General features: G+C 74.9%; 9 protein-coding genes and 1 pseudogene. 6 read left to right on the top strand and 4 right to left on the bottom strand.

Annotation, left to right across the window (positions count from 1 at the left end):
- Positions 1–89: 89 nt before the first annotated feature.
- The gene (locus ACFY3L_RS48760) at positions 90–2,747 is read right to left on the bottom strand and encodes a putative bifunctional diguanylate cyclase/phosphodiesterase (protein ID WP_389340735.1); all 2,658 of its coding nucleotides are present in this window, start codon (positions 2,745–2,747) and stop codon (positions 90–92) included.
- 355 nt (positions 2,748–3,102) lie between these two features.
- Positions 3,103–3,849 (bottom strand): annotated as a pseudogene (locus tag ACFY3L_RS48765) (PP2C family protein-serine/threonine phosphatase); the annotation flags it as partial.
- Between the two features lie 63 nt (positions 3,850–3,912).
- Between ACFY3L_RS48765 and ACFY3L_RS48770 the strand changes: the two are divergent.
- Positions 3,913–7,347 carry a LuxR C-terminal-related transcriptional regulator gene (locus ACFY3L_RS48770; protein WP_389340737.1) on the top strand — a complete coding sequence of 1,145 codons (3,435 nt, stop codon included), beginning with the start codon at positions 3,913–3,915 and terminating at the stop codon, positions 7,345–7,347.
- 180 nt (positions 7,348–7,527) lie between these two features.
- Here the strand turns inward: ACFY3L_RS48770 and ACFY3L_RS48775 are convergent, their stop codons facing one another.
- Both ACFY3L_RS48775 and ACFY3L_RS48780 read right to left on the bottom strand, forming a co-directional pair.
- Positions 7,528–8,874: a serine/threonine-protein kinase gene (locus ACFY3L_RS48775; protein WP_389340899.1), complete on the bottom strand. Its 1,347-nt coding sequence runs from the start codon at positions 8,872–8,874 to the stop codon at positions 7,528–7,530.
- A gap of 7 nt (positions 8,875–8,881) precedes the next feature.
- Positions 8,882–9,883 (bottom strand): LacI family DNA-binding transcriptional regulator, encoded by a 1,002-nt coding sequence (locus tag ACFY3L_RS48780; RefSeq protein WP_389340739.1) that lies wholly within the window; start codon positions 9,881–9,883, stop codon positions 8,882–8,884.
- Positions 9,884–10,075: 192 nt separating this feature from the next.
- Between ACFY3L_RS48780 and ACFY3L_RS48785 the strand changes: the two genes are divergently transcribed.
- The 5 genes from ACFY3L_RS48785 (at position 10,076) to ACFY3L_RS48805 (ending at position 15,374) form a co-directional block, all read left to right on the top strand.
- A complete protein-coding gene (locus ACFY3L_RS48785) occupies positions 10,076–10,894 on the top strand; it encodes a serine/threonine-protein kinase (RefSeq protein WP_389340741.1) in 819 nt (272 codons plus the stop codon).
- 191 nt (positions 10,895–11,085) lie between these two features.
- Positions 11,086–11,253, top strand: a complete 168-nt coding sequence (locus tag ACFY3L_RS48790) for an LPXTG cell wall anchor domain-containing protein (protein WP_389340743.1) — start codon at positions 11,086–11,088, stop codon at positions 11,251–11,253.
- A 3-nt stretch (positions 11,254–11,256) separates the two neighbouring features.
- Entirely contained in the window at positions 11,257–12,567 is a 1,311-nt protein-coding gene (locus ACFY3L_RS48795) for a glycosyltransferase (protein WP_389340745.1), read from the top strand.
- Between the two features lie 14 nt (positions 12,568–12,581).
- Positions 12,582–13,751, top strand: coding sequence for a non-hydrolyzing UDP-N-acetylglucosamine 2-epimerase (gene wecB / locus ACFY3L_RS48800; protein ID WP_389340747.1), 1,170 nt, complete (start codon positions 12,582–12,584; stop codon positions 13,749–13,751).
- 21 nt (positions 13,752–13,772) lie between these two features.
- Positions 13,773–15,374, top strand: coding sequence for a DUF2334 domain-containing protein (locus ACFY3L_RS48805; protein WP_389340749.1), 1,602 nt, complete (start codon positions 13,773–13,775; stop codon positions 15,372–15,374).
- Positions 15,375–15,461 lie beyond the last annotated feature (87 nt).

The following is a 15,461-nucleotide window of genomic DNA, read 5'->3' on the forward strand; positions in this document are numbered from 1 at the left end:
TGCGCGGCGGCTGGGGCACCGCGTACTCGAATTCCATGGCCATGGGCGATCACGTCAAGGGAGCGGCGCCGCGCTGTGTGCCCCTCCGATCAGAAGAGCGGCGCGCGGTGGCGCTCCAGGTAGGCCTCGACGTGCTCGGCGTGGTCGGGGCGGCTGAGCAGGTAGCCCTGGCCCAGGCGGCAGCCCGCGGCCCGGACGACGTCCACGTGGGACTCGGTCTCCAGGCCGCACGCGACCACGTCGATCCCCAGCCGCCGGGCGAGTCCGACGACGACGTCGACGATCGGGGTGGCCGGGGCGCGCTGCCCGGCGGGCTCGCTGAACAGCACCTGGTCGATCTTCAGGACGTCGACGGGGAGGCGGCGCAGGTGGGCGAGGGCGGTCGGGCCGGTGCCGAAGTGGTCGATCGCGGTGCGGACGCCGAGGGCGCGCAGGCCGGCGAGCTGCTCGACGGCGCCGGCGTCGTCGGGCAGGGATGCCTCGGCGACCTCGATGATCAGGGACTCGGCGGGGACGCAGTGGGTGTCGACGGCGGTGGCGACGGTGGCGAGCCAGCCGGGTGCGGCGAGCTGGCGGGCCGAGGCGTTGACGGACATCCACAGGTCGCGGCCGTCGGCGCGCCAGCGGGACAGCTGGCGGCACGCCTGGTGCAGGGCCCACTCGCCCAGCTCGTCGGCGAGGCCGAGCTCCTCGGCGACGGGCAGGAACTCGTGCGGCGGGACGGCGCCGAGCCGGGGGTGCCGCCAGCGCAGCAGCGCCTCGGTGCCGACGGGGAGGCGGGAGCCGAGGTCGACGACGGGCTGGAAGACGAGGTCGAGCTCGCCGCGGCCGACGACGCCGGGCAGCTGCTGCTCCAGGTCGGTGCGGCGGACGAGGGCGGCCTCGAAGGACCTGTCGTAGCACTCGACCCGGCCGCCGTCGCGGCCGCGGGACGTCTGCCGGGCCCGGCGGCGGGCGATGTCGGCGCGGCGCAGGACATCCTCGGCACCGGCCGCGCCGTGCAGGTCGGCCACGCCGACGTCGGCGGTGAGGTGGACGGTGTGGCCGGGCAGGTGGAACGGCTCGGCGAAGGCGGTGGCGACGCGCGTGGCGAGCGCGAACGCGTGCACGAGCGGCGCGCCGGTGAGCACGGCGAAGGCGGCGCCGCCGAGCCGGGCGGGCAGGTCCTCGGGGCCGATGGCGGCGCGCAGCCGGCGGGCGGCCTCGATGAGCACCGCGTCGGCCACGGTCGGGCCGTGCAGGTCGGCGACGCTCTCGAAGCGGTCGAGCTCGGCGACGAGCACACAGCCCGCCTCGGCCGTCGAGCCCCGGTGGGTCTCGGCGACGGCGGCGAGGAACTTGCGCCGGTTGGCGAGGCTCGTCTGGTCGTCGGTCCAGGTGATCACGTCGAGGCTGCGCTGCAGCTGGGCGCGGTCGCCGACGTCACGGACGTGGACGACGACGCCGCCGACCTCGGGGGCGGCGCGCTGGTCGCTGAAGGTCGACTCGGTGTCGCGCCAGTGGCCGAACCCGTCGCGCAGCCGGGCCTGCAGCAGCACGTGCTGGCGGCCGGCGAGGACGGCCCGCAGCGCGTCGCCGGCCGGGGCCGCGTCGGCGGGGTGCAGCAGGTCGGTGAGCGGGCGGCCGAGGACGTCCTGGTCGGAGAGGCCGAACTGGCGGGCCGCGGCCGGTGACTGCCATCGCACGACGAGCTCGGCGTCCAGCACGATGGCGACGTCGGTGGAGCCGGCGACGAGCGCCCGGAAGTGCGCCTCCCGGGTGGCGAGGGTCCGCGCATACCGCCGGATGTCGCGGGCCGCCAGGCCCTCCCGGCCCGCGACGGCCATCGCCGCGGCGACGCCGAGACCGACCGCCACGGCGTCGAACCGGCCGCCGGTGAGCAGGTGCGTCACGGACACCGCGACGGCGAGCAGGACCGGGCCGACGAGCAGCGGATAGCCGGCAAGGGTGCCGCCGGCGTCGGCGGCGTGCGGTCGGGTCGGCGTGTCGTCGGCGCGGCGGGCGCCGGTGAGGATCAGGAACGGGCCGGCGACGAGCGCGAGCCCGGCGACGGCGAGACCCGCGGAGACCCAGCCGGCGCCGGGGGCGAGCGGCTCGCCGGGGCGGCGCAGCTCGAAGAGCAGGACGGTGAAGACGCCGAGCCCGACGATCGACAGCGCGGACCCACCGGCGCAGGCGAGGGCGGCGGGGCGGTGCCGGACGGCACGCAGCCCGGTGACGACGGCGACGGCGACCGAGACGCAGCAGGTGACCGCCACGCAGCAGGTGACCGCGCCGGGCAGCGGCCCGGTGAGGACGGAGGTGGCGGCGGCGAGGACCCAGACGCTGTAGCACAGCGTGACGCCGATGCCGGCGCCGTCGAGGAGGCGGCGCAGCCGGGCGCGGACCGTGGGGGCCGTGCCGGGCAGCAGGAGCAGGCCGAGCAGGAACGTGGGCGCGGCGACGAGCGTGGTGACGGCGGCGGCGACGCCGGGCGCGGCGGTGGACGTGGTCAGCGCGACGAACCCGGTGACGGCCACGCCGACGCCCGTGAACAGGGCGCCCATGCCGAGGAACCCGGCGCCGCGGCACGGGCCGAAGTCGCTGCGGCCGTGGTGGATGCGCAGCGCGAGGCGGATCAGCGACACGGCGTGGACGAGCGAGCCCGCGATGACACCGGCGGCCACGGCGCCGAAGGACAGCACCGGACCGGCGGAGGCCGCCGCGCTGAACGCGGCGCCCGCGGTGACCAGGACGAGCCAGAACATGCACGGGTTGCTGACCACGGTCGTGTCGCTTTCGCGAGGGGACGGGCACTGGGGGATTCGTGCTCAAACCGGTCAACGATCCGAGCCGCCCGAGGTTATCGCCGGGTTGTGACAATTTCCTGGACGGCGGCGAGCCGGGCCCGGCGCTGCCGGAGCGAGCGGCAGGCTCACCGGCGCGATGGTGCGGGCCCTGTTCCGGCTGACCCGGACCGCGTGACCGTGGCCGCCGCCCAGCGGGTCGCCGCGTGGACCCCGGACGACGTCCGGATCCCGGCGGCGGTCAGGCCGGCAGCCGCGCGCCGTTGACCTCGTCGCGGCCGAGCCACGTCCGCAGCCGGTGCCGCAGGCCCTTCCGCTCGGGCACGTCGTCGCCCACGATGTCGCCGACGACCGCGGTGATGTTGTCCGGCCCGCCGCCGCGCATCGCGAGGTCGACGAGCCGGTCGGCGCACTCGCCGGCGTCGTCGTACTCGCGCAGGACCTCCTCGATCGTCTCCGCCCGCAGCACGCCCGACAGGCCGTCGCTGCACAGCAGGTACCGGTCGCCGGCCCGCGCCGGGACCACCGAGTAGACCGGGTCGGTCGGCTGCCCCTGCAGGACCCGGCTGACCAGGGACCGCTGCGGGTGGGTCGCGGCCTCGTCGAGCGTGATGCGGCCCTCGTCGACGAGCATCTGCACGTAGGTGTCGTCGCGGGTCACCTGCGTGAAGTCGTCGCCGCGCAGCAGGTAGGCGCGGGAGTCGCCGATGTGGACGAGCCCGACCCGGTCGCCGGAGAACAGGATCGCGGTCAGGGTCGTGCCCATCCCCTGCTTCTCCGGGTCCGCCTCGACCTCGTCGCGGATGCGCCGGTTGGCGTCGGAGACGGCGGTGCGCAGGGCGGTCAGCAGGTCGCTGCCGGCGAACTCCTCGTCGAGCGGCGTCATCGCCTCGATCGCCAGCCGGCTGGCGACGTCGCCGGCGGCCATCCCGCCCATGCCGTCGGCGACGGCGAGGAGCCTGCCACCGGCGAACATCGAGTCCTGGTTGGTGCTGCGGACCATCCCGACCTCGGTCCGGGCGGCCCATTCCAGCGTCAGGGGGCGCGGCTGCGACTCTTCCATGCCCGTCAGCGTCCCCGATCGACACACACAGCGTCTGTACGCACTTGTGCGTATCGTGGCCGCATGCCCGCCACCCCGTTCATCGGACGAGCCGAGGAGCTCGCCGAGATCACGGGTGCCTGGAAGGCCTGGAAGGCCCTGTCCGCCGCGGGTCGGGCGGCGCCCCCGACGCCGGCCGCGCCCCGGGTCGTGCTGGTCACGGGTGAGGCGGGCAGCGGCAAGAGCAGGCTCGTCGCCGAGGCGCTCGACCGGCTCGACCCGCCGCCACCGGTCGTGCTGGCCGGCGCCGCCCGTACCCTCGGCGCGGCACCGCACGACTGGCTGGCGTCCGTCCTCAGTGGCCACCCCCTCGACGGCGGCGTGCCGGCCGAGCTCGCGCAGCGCTCCCCCGCCCCCGGCGGCGGCACCCGGCTGGCGCCCGCCGCGATGCTGCGGGCCGCCGTCGACGTGGTCCGCCGGCTGCTCGACGGGCGCTGCGGCGTCCTCGTCGTCGAGGACCTGCACGACCTCGACCCGGCCAGCCTCACGCTCGTCGGCGAGCTCGCCGCGGCCGCCGCGCTGCCCGTGCTGCTGCTGGTGACGAGCCGCCCGCCGCAGGAGGCCGCGTTCGCGCCGGCCGCCGCCCGCACGCTGCGCCGGCTCAGCGGCGCGCCGTCGGTGGTCAGGGTGCACCTGGCGCCGTTCGACGCGCGCGAGACCGCCGAGCTGATCGAGGCGCACCGCGGTGGCGCGCCGCCGCCGGAGACGGTCCGGGCGATGCTGACCCGCACCGGCGGCAACCCGTTCTGGCTGACGGAGCTCGTCACCGCCCGCACTGACCTGGCCGGCGCCGCCACCATCCGCGGCGACCTGGCCGGGGCGGCGCTGCCGGCGCACGTCGCCGGCCTGCTGGTCGAGCCCCTGGCGGGCGAGCCGGCGCTGGTCGGGCGGGTGGCCCGCGCCGCGGCGCTGCTCGGCGACCCGGTCGAGACCGACGTCCTCGTGCACGTCTGCGAGGGCGAGATCGAGCCCGCCCTGCGCAGGCTGCTAGACCTCGGGATGCTGGTCATCGCCCCCGACCTGGCCCCGGCCGGGCCGCTGCGCTTCCGGCACCCGTTGCTGCGGGACGCCCTCGCCGGCAGCGCGTTGCCGAGCGAGCGGGCCCGGGTGCACGGCCTGGCCCGCGCTCTCGCCGTCGAGCTCGGCGACGACGCCGCCCTGGCCAGGCATTCGGCGGCGCTGGGCCGTCTCGATGAGGCGTCTGCCGCTGCCGTACGGGGAGCGCACGCCAGCCTGGCCGCCGGCCTGCCGGACGCCGCCCTGGACCTGGTCCACCTCGGCCTGCGCGCCCCGGACGCGGGCGACGCGTCGGCGGCGGACCGGCGGGAGCTGCTGCGGGCGGGCGCGCTCGCCGCGTTCGTGGCGGGCCGGTTCACGGTCGCCGAGCGGCACGCCACGGAGCTGCTGCGCCGGGCGTCGGACCCCGCGGAGGTCTCCGACGCCCACCGGCTCCTCGCGGAGATCCGCTGGTGCCTCGCCGACCGCGCCGGCCACGTCGCCTCGCTCGCCGACGCCCGCGCTGCCCTCGCCGCCGCGACCTCACCGGACCGGACCGCGGCCGGCGGGCGTCCGGCCGAGCGCATCGGCGGCGACCGGGCCGCGGGGCGTGGGGCGGGGCGGGGCGCGGCGGACCTGGATGGCGCCGGACCTGCCCGGCGCGACCAGGGCACGGCGCTGGGCGGGCCGGACCAGGGTGCGGCCGGACGTGCCTGGGGCGAGCGGGGCGCGGCCGGGGAGAGCCTGGCGGCGCGGGACGTGGCGGACCCGGGTGCGGCCGGACAGGGCGGCGGCCGGGAGGCGGCACGGGGTACGGGAGCGGCAGGGGGTACAGGAGCAGCGGGCGCCGCAGGGGCGGGCTGGACCGGGCAGGCGTGGGCACGGCAGCTGGCGGCCGAGGCGGCGAGCGCGCTGCGGACCGGCGAGCCGGATGCGGTCGTGCCCCTCGCCGAGGCGGCGATGGTGGCCGCGGAGCGCAGCGGGGAGAGCATCGCCTCGGCCGGGGTGACGCTGGGGACGGCGCTGGCCTTGGGCGGCGGGCGGGACCGGGGCGTGGCGCTGCTGCACGCGTGCCGGCAGATCGCCGAGCACGACCGGGACCCGGTGACCGTCGGCCGGGCGATCAACAACCTCGTTGCGGTCAGCCTGCCGGGGCTCGGCGACGTGACGGGGCGGCGGCTGTTCGACGAGGCGATGGCCGCGATCGGCCGGGCGGGGCTGGAGTTCTGCGCGGGGCGCACGACCGCGCTCGGCATCGCGCACGCGCTGCGGACCGGGGACCTCGCCCGCGCCGAGGCGCTCACCTGGTCGCGGCTGCCGATCGAGACGGATCCGCTGGAGCGGGTCAGGTTCGTGGCGACGGCGGGGCTCCTCGCGGTCGAGCGCGGCGACGACGCGCTCGCGGTGCGCCTCCTGGCCCGCGCCGACGGGGAGGGGCGCGACGTGGGCCTGGTCAGGGTGCTGCGGGTGGCCGTCGCGGCCCGCGGGGTCCATCCGGCCGACCCTGCCCTGGCGCTCGCCGAGTGCGTCGGCCGTTGCCGGCCCGCGCGGCTGGTCGAGGCGGCCCGGTGGGCCCTGCACGGCGGGGTCCCGGCGGCGACGGTCGAGGACCTCGTCGGCGACGCGGCCGGCGCGGCGCCGCAGCTCCGGCTGCTCCTGGCCGTCGCGGCGGGCCGGGACGCCGCCGCGGTCGACCTCCTGCCGGCCGCCCTGCACCACGGCGCCGCCGCCCCCGACCGTGGCGGCCCGCCCGCCCCGCAGGCCGCCACGGCGACCGCCCCGCACCTCGGCACGGTGACCACCCCGCAGTCCGGCACGGCGATCGCCTTGCGGCCCGGTGACGCGACCACCCCGAGCGCCCGGGCCGCCATGCGCCACAGCGACCCGGCCACCACGCGCCGCGGCGACCCGGCGGCCGCGCACCCCGGCGCCACGACCGTCCCGCACCCCGGCGGCGCGGCCACCGCGAACGTCCGGGCCGTCTTGAGCCACGGCGACCCGGGCGCGCCGCGCGACGGCGGCGGGGCGGCCGCGCACGGCGGCGTGGCCGGTGCGCGACGCGGTGGTGGCGCGGAGGTCGAGGTGGTGGAGGCCGCGCCGTACGACGCCGCCGTCCACACGGCCGTCGCGCACGCGCTGCTGCGGCTCGGCCGGGCGGGCGACGCGCGGCAGCACGCGGAGCGGGCGGTGGCGCTGCTCGCGCACTGGCCCGGCTGGCGGCTCACCGAGGCGGAGACGCTGCTGCACAGCCTGCGGGCCGGCGGTGACTTGACCGCGCGGGAGATCGAGGTGCTCGGCTGCCTCGCCGCCGGCATGTCCAACCAGCAGGTGGCGAGCTCGCTGGGCATCTCGGTCCGGACCGTGACGGTGCACGTGTCCAACCTGCTGCGCAAGACGGGCGCCGCGTCCCGCACCGAGGCGGCGATGTGGGCGGTCCGGCACCGCGTCGTCACACCCAGCTGAGGACCGCCCCGACGAACACGACCGTCCCGCCGCGGCAAGCACGACCACCCCGACGCGGCGCAAGCACGACCGCTCGACGCGGCGGGCACGACCGCTCGACGCGGCGGGCACACCCCACGACGGTCGCCGGCGCGCTGCCCGCCCAGCCGACGGGGACGAGCGGCACGGCCGCCCGGCCGGTCAGGTCAGCGACGCGGCGAGCACGCCCACGGCGGCGTCGAGCTCCTGGTACGCGGCGGCGGTGGTGATGGAGCCCTCGCGCCGGCGGTCCACCAGCTGGTTGCGCAGCCGGGCGATGCGGGACGCGGCGCCGGTCGGGTTGCCCACGATGTTGTTGACCTGGTTGCGGATGTCGTCCACCACGTCGGAGCGGATCTCCCCGGTCGCGGAGCGGCGGTCCACGACGTCGAGGACGACCTGGCCGGCCTGCTGCGGGGTGAGCCGGGACGGGGCGGGCGAGGGCGGCGACGACGCCGCGGGCGCCCCGGACGACGGGCGGCCCTGCGGGGACGCCTGCGAGGCGGTGCGGGTCGCCGTCGGCGTGGGCTGGACCGTGACGGGCGGCGGGATGGAGACGAAGATGCTGACCGTCGGGCCCGGCGCGGCGTTCTGCCCGTCGTCGCGGCTGCGCCACGCGTAGGCGACGCCCGCCAGTACCGACGCCGCCAACGCCACGGCGAGGATCGGCACCCACCGGCGTCCGCGCCGCTGGGACGACGACTCCAGGGTCGCGGCGACCTCTGCGGCGGTGGGCCGCTCGGTGGGGTCGGTGGCGAGGCAGCGCAGGCAGACGGCGGCGACCGCGGGTGGCAGGCCGTGCACGTTGAGCGCCGGTCGGTGGCCGGCCGCGACGGCGCGCTCGAGCTCCTCCCACGTGGCGGCCTGCACAGGCGGATGGCCGGTCAGCATCTCGAACAGCAGGACGCCGAGGGCGTAGACGTCGGTGGAGCCGCTGGCGGGCGCGCCGACCAGCCGCTCCGGCGCGACGTAGGGCGGGGTGCCGAAGGTCAGCGTGTCGCGCTGGCCGACGTCGGCGGCGATGCCGAAGTCGAGCAGCTTGACGCCGTCGGTGGTGAGCATGACGTTCTCGGGGGTGACGTCGCGGTGCACGACGCCGCGGCGGTGGGCGGCGTGCAGCACGTCGGCGACGGTGGCGGCGACCGCGACCGCGTCCGTCCACGGCAGCGGGCCATCGGCGAGCCGGCCGGCGAGGGAGGTGCCGTCGAGGAGCTGCATGACGACGTACGCGGCGATCCGGCCGTGCGTGGTGACGGTCTCGCCGTAGTCGTAGACGCCGATCGCGTTGGGGTGCTCGATCCGCGCGGCGGCGCGGGCCTCGCGCCGGATCCGGTCGCGCTGGCCGATGTCGGTGCCGACGGGACCGTCGAGGACCTTGACCGCGACGGTGCGCTCCAGGGTGCTGTCCCAGGCGCGCCAGACGACGGACATGCCGCCTGCGCCCACGGGTCGTTTCAGGATGTACCGGCGGGCCAGGACATCGCCCGCCCGGAGCTGACCGTCGTGCATCACGTCCCTAGCTTGACGCCCGGACGATGAGCTCGGTCGGCAGCACCGGGCAGTCCTGCGAGCTTTCGGGGCCGTTGAGGAGCAGCGAGACGGCGACCGCGCCGAGCTCGGAGACCGGCTGGCGCACGGTCGTGAGCGGCGGCGTGGTGTAGGAGGCGAGGGGCGCGTCGTCGAAGCCGACGACGGCGACGTCCTCGGGGACCCGGCGGCCGGCCTTGCGCAGGGCCTGCAGCGCGCCGGCGGCCATCGCGTCGGAGGCGACGAAGAGCGCGTCGAGGCGCGGCATGCGGTCCAGCAGCCAGGCGGCGGCGTGGCCGCCGGATGCGGTGGTGAAGTCGCCGTACGCCACGTGGGGCACCCTACCGGCCGCCTCCATCGCGCGGCGATAGCCGTCGAGGCGGTCCACGGCGGCGGGCGAGTCGGGCGGCCCGGCGATCGCGGCGATGGCGCGGCGGTGGCGCAGGATGAGGTGCTCGACGGCCTGCCGGGCGCCGTCGCGGTTGTCGACGTCGACGAAGGGGATGTCGAGGCCGTCGGCGGGGCGGCCGGTGGCCCGCAGCGGCACCCGGGAGGCGGCGAGGGAGACCGCGAGGGGGTGGCTGCTGTGCCCGCCGAGCAGCAGCACGCCGCCGACGCCGCCGGTCGTCAGGAACTGGGTCGCCGACGCGATCGTGCCCCGGGTCGCGGACATCGTCAGCATCGGGATGCCGTGGCGGGTCAGCTCCTCCTCGGCGCCGGCCAGCAGCCGGGCGGAGAAGGTGTCGTGGAACAGCCGGGCCGTGGGCTCGAAGACGAGCGCGGCGACGGGGAGCCGCTGCGGCAGCCGGTCGGGCCGGCGTGGCCCGCGGTGGCGGACGTAGCCGAGCTGGGCGATGGCGTCGTGCACCGACACCCGGGCCGAGGTGCTGACCCTGACCCGGCCGGTGAGGACGCGGGACACGGTTGCCGCGGAGACCCCCGCGGCGGCGGCGACCTCGGTGACGGTTGGCGGCGATGGCTCGTCAGTCATCCCGTCTCCTGTGGGAGCGATTCCTGCGGCCAGCGTCAGCCACGGTTACCCGGATGTCAACTATGGGTTTCGATCGGCTGTGCGGTTCCTTTGGTACGCCTGACATATCCGGACTTATCGGTTCGACACGGGCTGTGGCAAACCTCGCTGGGACTTCCGCGATCGGCAGCTTTTAGGGAATAGTCGGCGACTGTGTCGGAGATCGAGCTTGGGCGCAGGGTGCTGGAGCGCTTCCTGCTGGTCCGCCCGATCGCCCGCGGCGGCATGTCGCTCGTCTACGAGGCCGTCGACCTGGAGCAGCTGCGCCCCGCCGCCGTGAAGGTCCTCGCGCCGGCGTTCGCCAACAACGGCCGGGCCGTGCACTCGGCCCGCCGGGAGCCGCTGCTCATGCAGCGGATGCGGCACCCCACGGTGCCGAAGATCTTCGGGTACGGCGAGCTCGACACCGGCCGGGCGAAGGTGCCCTGCGTCGCGATGGAGCTGCTCAACGGCGTACCGCTGACGAAACGCCTGGCCGAGGGGCCGCTGCCGTGGCAGCACGCGGTCGAGATCGCCGCGTCGGTCGCCGAGCTCCTCGCCGTCGCGCACCGCCGCGGCATCGCGCACCGCGACCTGACCGCCGACAACGTCATGCTGACCACCGCCGGGGTCAAGATCATCGACTTCGGGCTGGCGGTGCCGTTCGCGCACCCCGCGGCCTCACGCGTCGAGCACGCGCCGGCGTGGGACGTCTACGCGCTGGGCGTCCTGCTGTACCAGATGCTGACCGGCCGCTCGCCGCACGCACCGGGCGCCAGGTTGCTGCAGCCGGTCGCCACCCCGGTCCTGCTCGCACCCGGCCTGCCACGCTCCGTAGCGGAGCTGTGCCGCCAGTGCATGGCCAAGCGGCCGGCCGACCGGCCCGAGAGCGCCAGCGTCGCCCTGTCGCTCTGGGCGGAGTTCGCAACCGACTGGCAACACCCGGACTCCTTCACTGAGAGCTACCGCACACGGTCCGACCACTCTGCGTAGCGGTCGAGTTTTGCCTGGGTAAACGCTCTGTCAGGTCGTTGGGCGGACTTGGTCCGCGCAGGCGTATCCGACCATGCTCACCCATTGTGATTGCCGCTCGGCGCCCCCAAGCTTCTCAGGACAAGGTGCACAACGGTTGCCAACACGGAGCCGCCTGGCACCGCAGGAGAGATAGCCGAGGGGAAGCTGTCATGTCAGGTCCGAAAGTCACCGGTGTCGTCGTGGCCGGCGGATCCACCGCCGCGTCGCTGCCAGTCACCGGAAGCCCTGTCTTCGCCATCGTCGCCGCAGGTGTCGCGCTCGTCGTCACCGGTGTCCTGATGGTGCGGGCGTCCCGCTTCAACCGCAGCGCAGCCTGACGCATGACGGCGATCCTTCTGGTCGGCTTCGCGCTCCTGACGCTCTGGCCGGCATACAACCTGGCGCTGGTGGCCTTCACCACCCGCGACTCGGCCACCGCCGGTCGTCGTCGCCGGCGCGATGCCGTCGCGCCGAACGAGCACGAGCCACTGACCTTCTGGATCGTCGTGCCCGCTCTCAACGAGGAACGGGTTGTCGGCCGGACCGTCGGCGCCGCACTGGCACTGCAGGGCCCGGCAGGCACGCGCACCAGGGTGATGGTGGTCGATGACGGTTCGGACGACGGCACCCCCGACGTCCTTGCCGGCATCGACCACCCGAATCTGACGGTGCTGCGCCGGGACTTCCCCAACGCCCGGAAGGGCAAGGGTGAGGCGCTCAACGCCGCGTTCCGGGCGATCCGGGACCTGTCCCTGCTGCGCGGCGAGGACCCGGCGCTGGTCGCGGTCGGCGTCATCGACGGTGACGGCCGGGGCAGCGCCAACATCCTGACCGAGGTGTCCCGTCAGATGCGTGACCCGCGGGTCGGCGCGGTGCAGACCCGGGTGCGCATCCACAACCGCAACCGCGTCCTCGGCGCCGTGCAGGACCTCGAGTTCGCCGCCATCGCCAACGCCAGCCAGCTGCTCCGCAACGCCGCGGGAACGGTCGGGCTGGGCGGCAACGGGCAGTTCGCCCGGCTGTCGTCGCTGATGCGGCTCGGCGACGCGCCCTGGTCGCACTGCCTGGTCGAGGATCTGGAGCTCGGGCTGCGCATGCACCTCAACGGCGAGCGCATCCGGTACACCTCCATCGCCAACGTCAACCAGCAGGGCCTCGTCGACGTGAAGCGGCTGCTGCGGCAGCGCACCCGGTGGGCCCAGGGCAACCTGCAGTGCGTCGGCTACGTGCCGAAGCTGGTCGCCTCCCGGCAGATCCGCAACCACGCCCTGCTGGAGATGCTGTACTACCTGCTCGCACCGTGGATGAACGCCTTCGGCACGGCCGGCGTGTTCGGCCTCTGGGGCTTCGCGATGTGGCGGCTCATCCCCGGCCACGGCGACACCGTCCTGATCCACTCGTGGGCGCAGATGGGGCAGGTCTTCCTGTTCTGGGCGATCGGCATGACCGTCCCCGGCCTCGTCTGGGCCACGGTCCACCGCCTCCAGCTCGGCGACGAGAAGCTCTGGCGACTGCTGGTCGCCGCCGCCGCCTACCCCTTCTTCCTCCTGCTCGGCCTGGTCTCGACCTGGCGGGCGATCGGCCGGCAGATCAGCCGGCGACAGGCCTGGGCGAAGACCGAACGCCTGGTCGAAGAGCCGGTTCTCTCGTAAAGGACGTCACGCACATGTCTCCCGAAGTCTTCCTCATCGCCGGTACCCGTCCCGAGGCCATCAAGCTGGCGCCCGTCGCCGCCGCGATGCGCGCCGCCGGCCGGCTCACCCCGGTGCTGGTCGCCAGCGGACAGCACCCGACGATGGTGACCCAGGCGCTCGACGCGTTCGACGTCCAGGCCGACGTGACGCTGCCGCTGCAGCGGGTCACCGGCAGCCAGCCCGAGCTGCTCACCGCGATGATCTCCTCGCTCGACGCGCTCCTGGAGGAGCGCCGGCCGGCGGCGGTCGTCGTGCAGGGCGACACCACCACGACGCTCGCCGGCGCGATGGCCGCGTTCTGGCGGCGCATCCCGGTCGTGCACCTGGAGGCGGGGCTGCGCTCCGGCGACCTGGACTCGCCGTTCCCGGAGGAGGCCAACCGCAAGCTCGTCGGCCAGCTCGCCGCGCTGCACCTGGCGCCGACGGCCCTCGCCGCGACCAACCTGCTCGACGAGAGCATCGCCCCGGCGAACGTCCTCATCACGGGCAACACGGTCGTGGACGCGGCCCTGTCGATCGCCGCCCGCGAGATGCCCTTCGAGGACTCCCGCATCGCCGCCGCGGTGGACGCCGCAGCGCACGGCGAGGCCCGGCTGGTGCTGGTCACCGCGCACCGCCGCGAGTCGTGGGGCGAGCCCCTGGACCGCATCCTCGCCGCCGTGCGGCGCCTGATCGAGGCGTACCCGGACATCCGGGTCGTCCTGCCGGCGCACGCCAACCCGGCCGTGCGCGACCAGGTCGAGGCCGGCCTCGCCGGGGTGCCGCGGGTCACGATCACCGACCCGCTGCCCTACCCGGCGCTCGCCCGGCTGCTGTCCAACGCGTACCTGACGCTCACCGACTCGGGCGGCATCCAGGAGGAGGCGCCGTCGTTCAAGGTGCCGGCGCTGGTCCTGCGTGAGGTCACCGAGCGCGTCGAGTCGCTGCACGCCGGTTGCGCCAAGCTCGTCGGCACGGATGAGGACCTGATCGTCGCCGAGGCGGCCCGGCTGCTCGACGACCCGGCACTGCGCGACTCCATGACCGCCAACGGCAACCCCTACGGTGACGGGCTCGCCTCGCACCGCACCGAGCAGGCCGTCGCCGCGCTCCTGGGCCTCGCCATGCACCCCGCTCCCATGCCGTCCACCGTCGCCGCCTGATTTTTAAGGATTTTGTACGACATGCGAAAGCTCCTCAGCTCGGTCGCGGCGGTCGCCGTCGCCGCGTCGCTCGCCCTGACCACGCCCTCCACCCCGGCGTTCGCCGCCGCTCCCACCGCGACCCGCTCCGGCACCGGCGCCCCCGGCTCCAACGCCGCGACGAAGACGCTCGTCCTCTACGACAACACCGGCCCGTACTCGTGGCTCGGCGAGGACTACGGGATGATGGCGACGAACCTCGTCTCGCACTTCGGGTCCTGGACCGCGCACCCGGTCGGCAGCTACAAGGCCGGCGAGATGGCGGCGTACTCGGCGGTCGTCTACGTCGGCTCCACCTACGACGAGCCGCTGCCCACCGCGTTCCTCGACGACACCCTCGCGGGCACGAAGCCGGTCGTCTGGATGTACAACAACATCTGGCAGCTGACCGCCCGCTCCGCGGACTTCGTCGCCAAGTACGGGTACACCTGGAAGGGCTACGACACCTCGCCCGTGTCGCAGGTCGTCTACAACGGCACCACGATGACCCGGGACGTGCGCAACGCCGGCGGCATCATGGACTACGTCGTCTCCGACCCCGCGAAGGCCGTCTCCGTCGGCACCGCGGTGCGCGCCGACGGCACCACGTTCCCGTGGGGCATCCGGTCCGGCAACCTCACCTACCTCGGTGAGATCCCGCTGTCGTACATCACTTCCAACGACCGCTACCTGGCCTTCTCGGACCTGCTGTACTCGGTGCTCGCCCCGCAGACCGCCGCCCGGCACCGGGCCCTGGTCCGCATCGAGGACGTCGGCCCCGACGCCGACCCGGCGGAGCTGCGCGCCATCGCCGACTACCTGTCCTCGAAGAAGGTCCCCTTCACCGTCGCCGTCTACAGCCGGTACCGCGACCCGAAAGGCGTGAACAACAATGGCAAGGCCGAGGACTACACGCTGCGCCAGCGGCCACTGGTGGTCAGCGCCCTGAAGTACATGCAGAGCAAGGGCGGCACCCTGCTCCAGCACGGCTACACGCACCAGCTCGACGCGCTCAACAACCCGTACGACGGCGTCAGCGCCAACGACTTCGAGTTCTTCACGGCGCACGTCGACGCCAACGACGCCGTCATCTACGACGGCCCGGTGAAGAACGACTCGGCGCTCAACGTCACAGCCCGCGTCATGGCCTCCCGCACCGACTGGGCCCTCGCCGGCCTGAAGCAGCCGACCATCTTCGAGTTCCCGCACTACGCGGCGAGCGCGCTGGACTACAAGACGATCAACGCCCTCGTCGGCGTCCGCTACGAGCGCGGCCTGTACTTCCCCGGTGTCCTGTCCGGCGGCACCGTCGACAACAGCACCGCGCGCATGGTCGGGCAGTTCTTCCCGTACACGGTCCGCGACGTCTACGGCTCGACCGTCATCCCCGAGAACATCGGCAACATCGAGCCCGAGCCGTTCAACCAGCACCCGGCGGTCCTGCCCGCCGACCTGATCGCGAACGCGAAGACCAACCTGGCGGTCCGCGACGGCGTGGCGAGCTTCTTCTACCACCCGTACCTCGGCACTGCGTACCTGAAGCAGACCGTGGAGGGCATCCAGGGCCTCGGCTACACGTTCGTCTCCGCCGCCGCGATGTCCTGATGTATTGAGTTGTCAAACGGCCGGGTCCCTTCGGGGGCCCGGCCTTTCCCTTGTCCCCGCCCAGACAACGGTACGTTCCCGGCGCCC

It is taken from the genome of Dactylosporangium sp. NPDC000521 (assembly GCF_042898305.1).
GTDB lineage: Bacteria > Actinomycetota > Actinomycetes > Mycobacteriales > Micromonosporaceae > Dactylosporangium.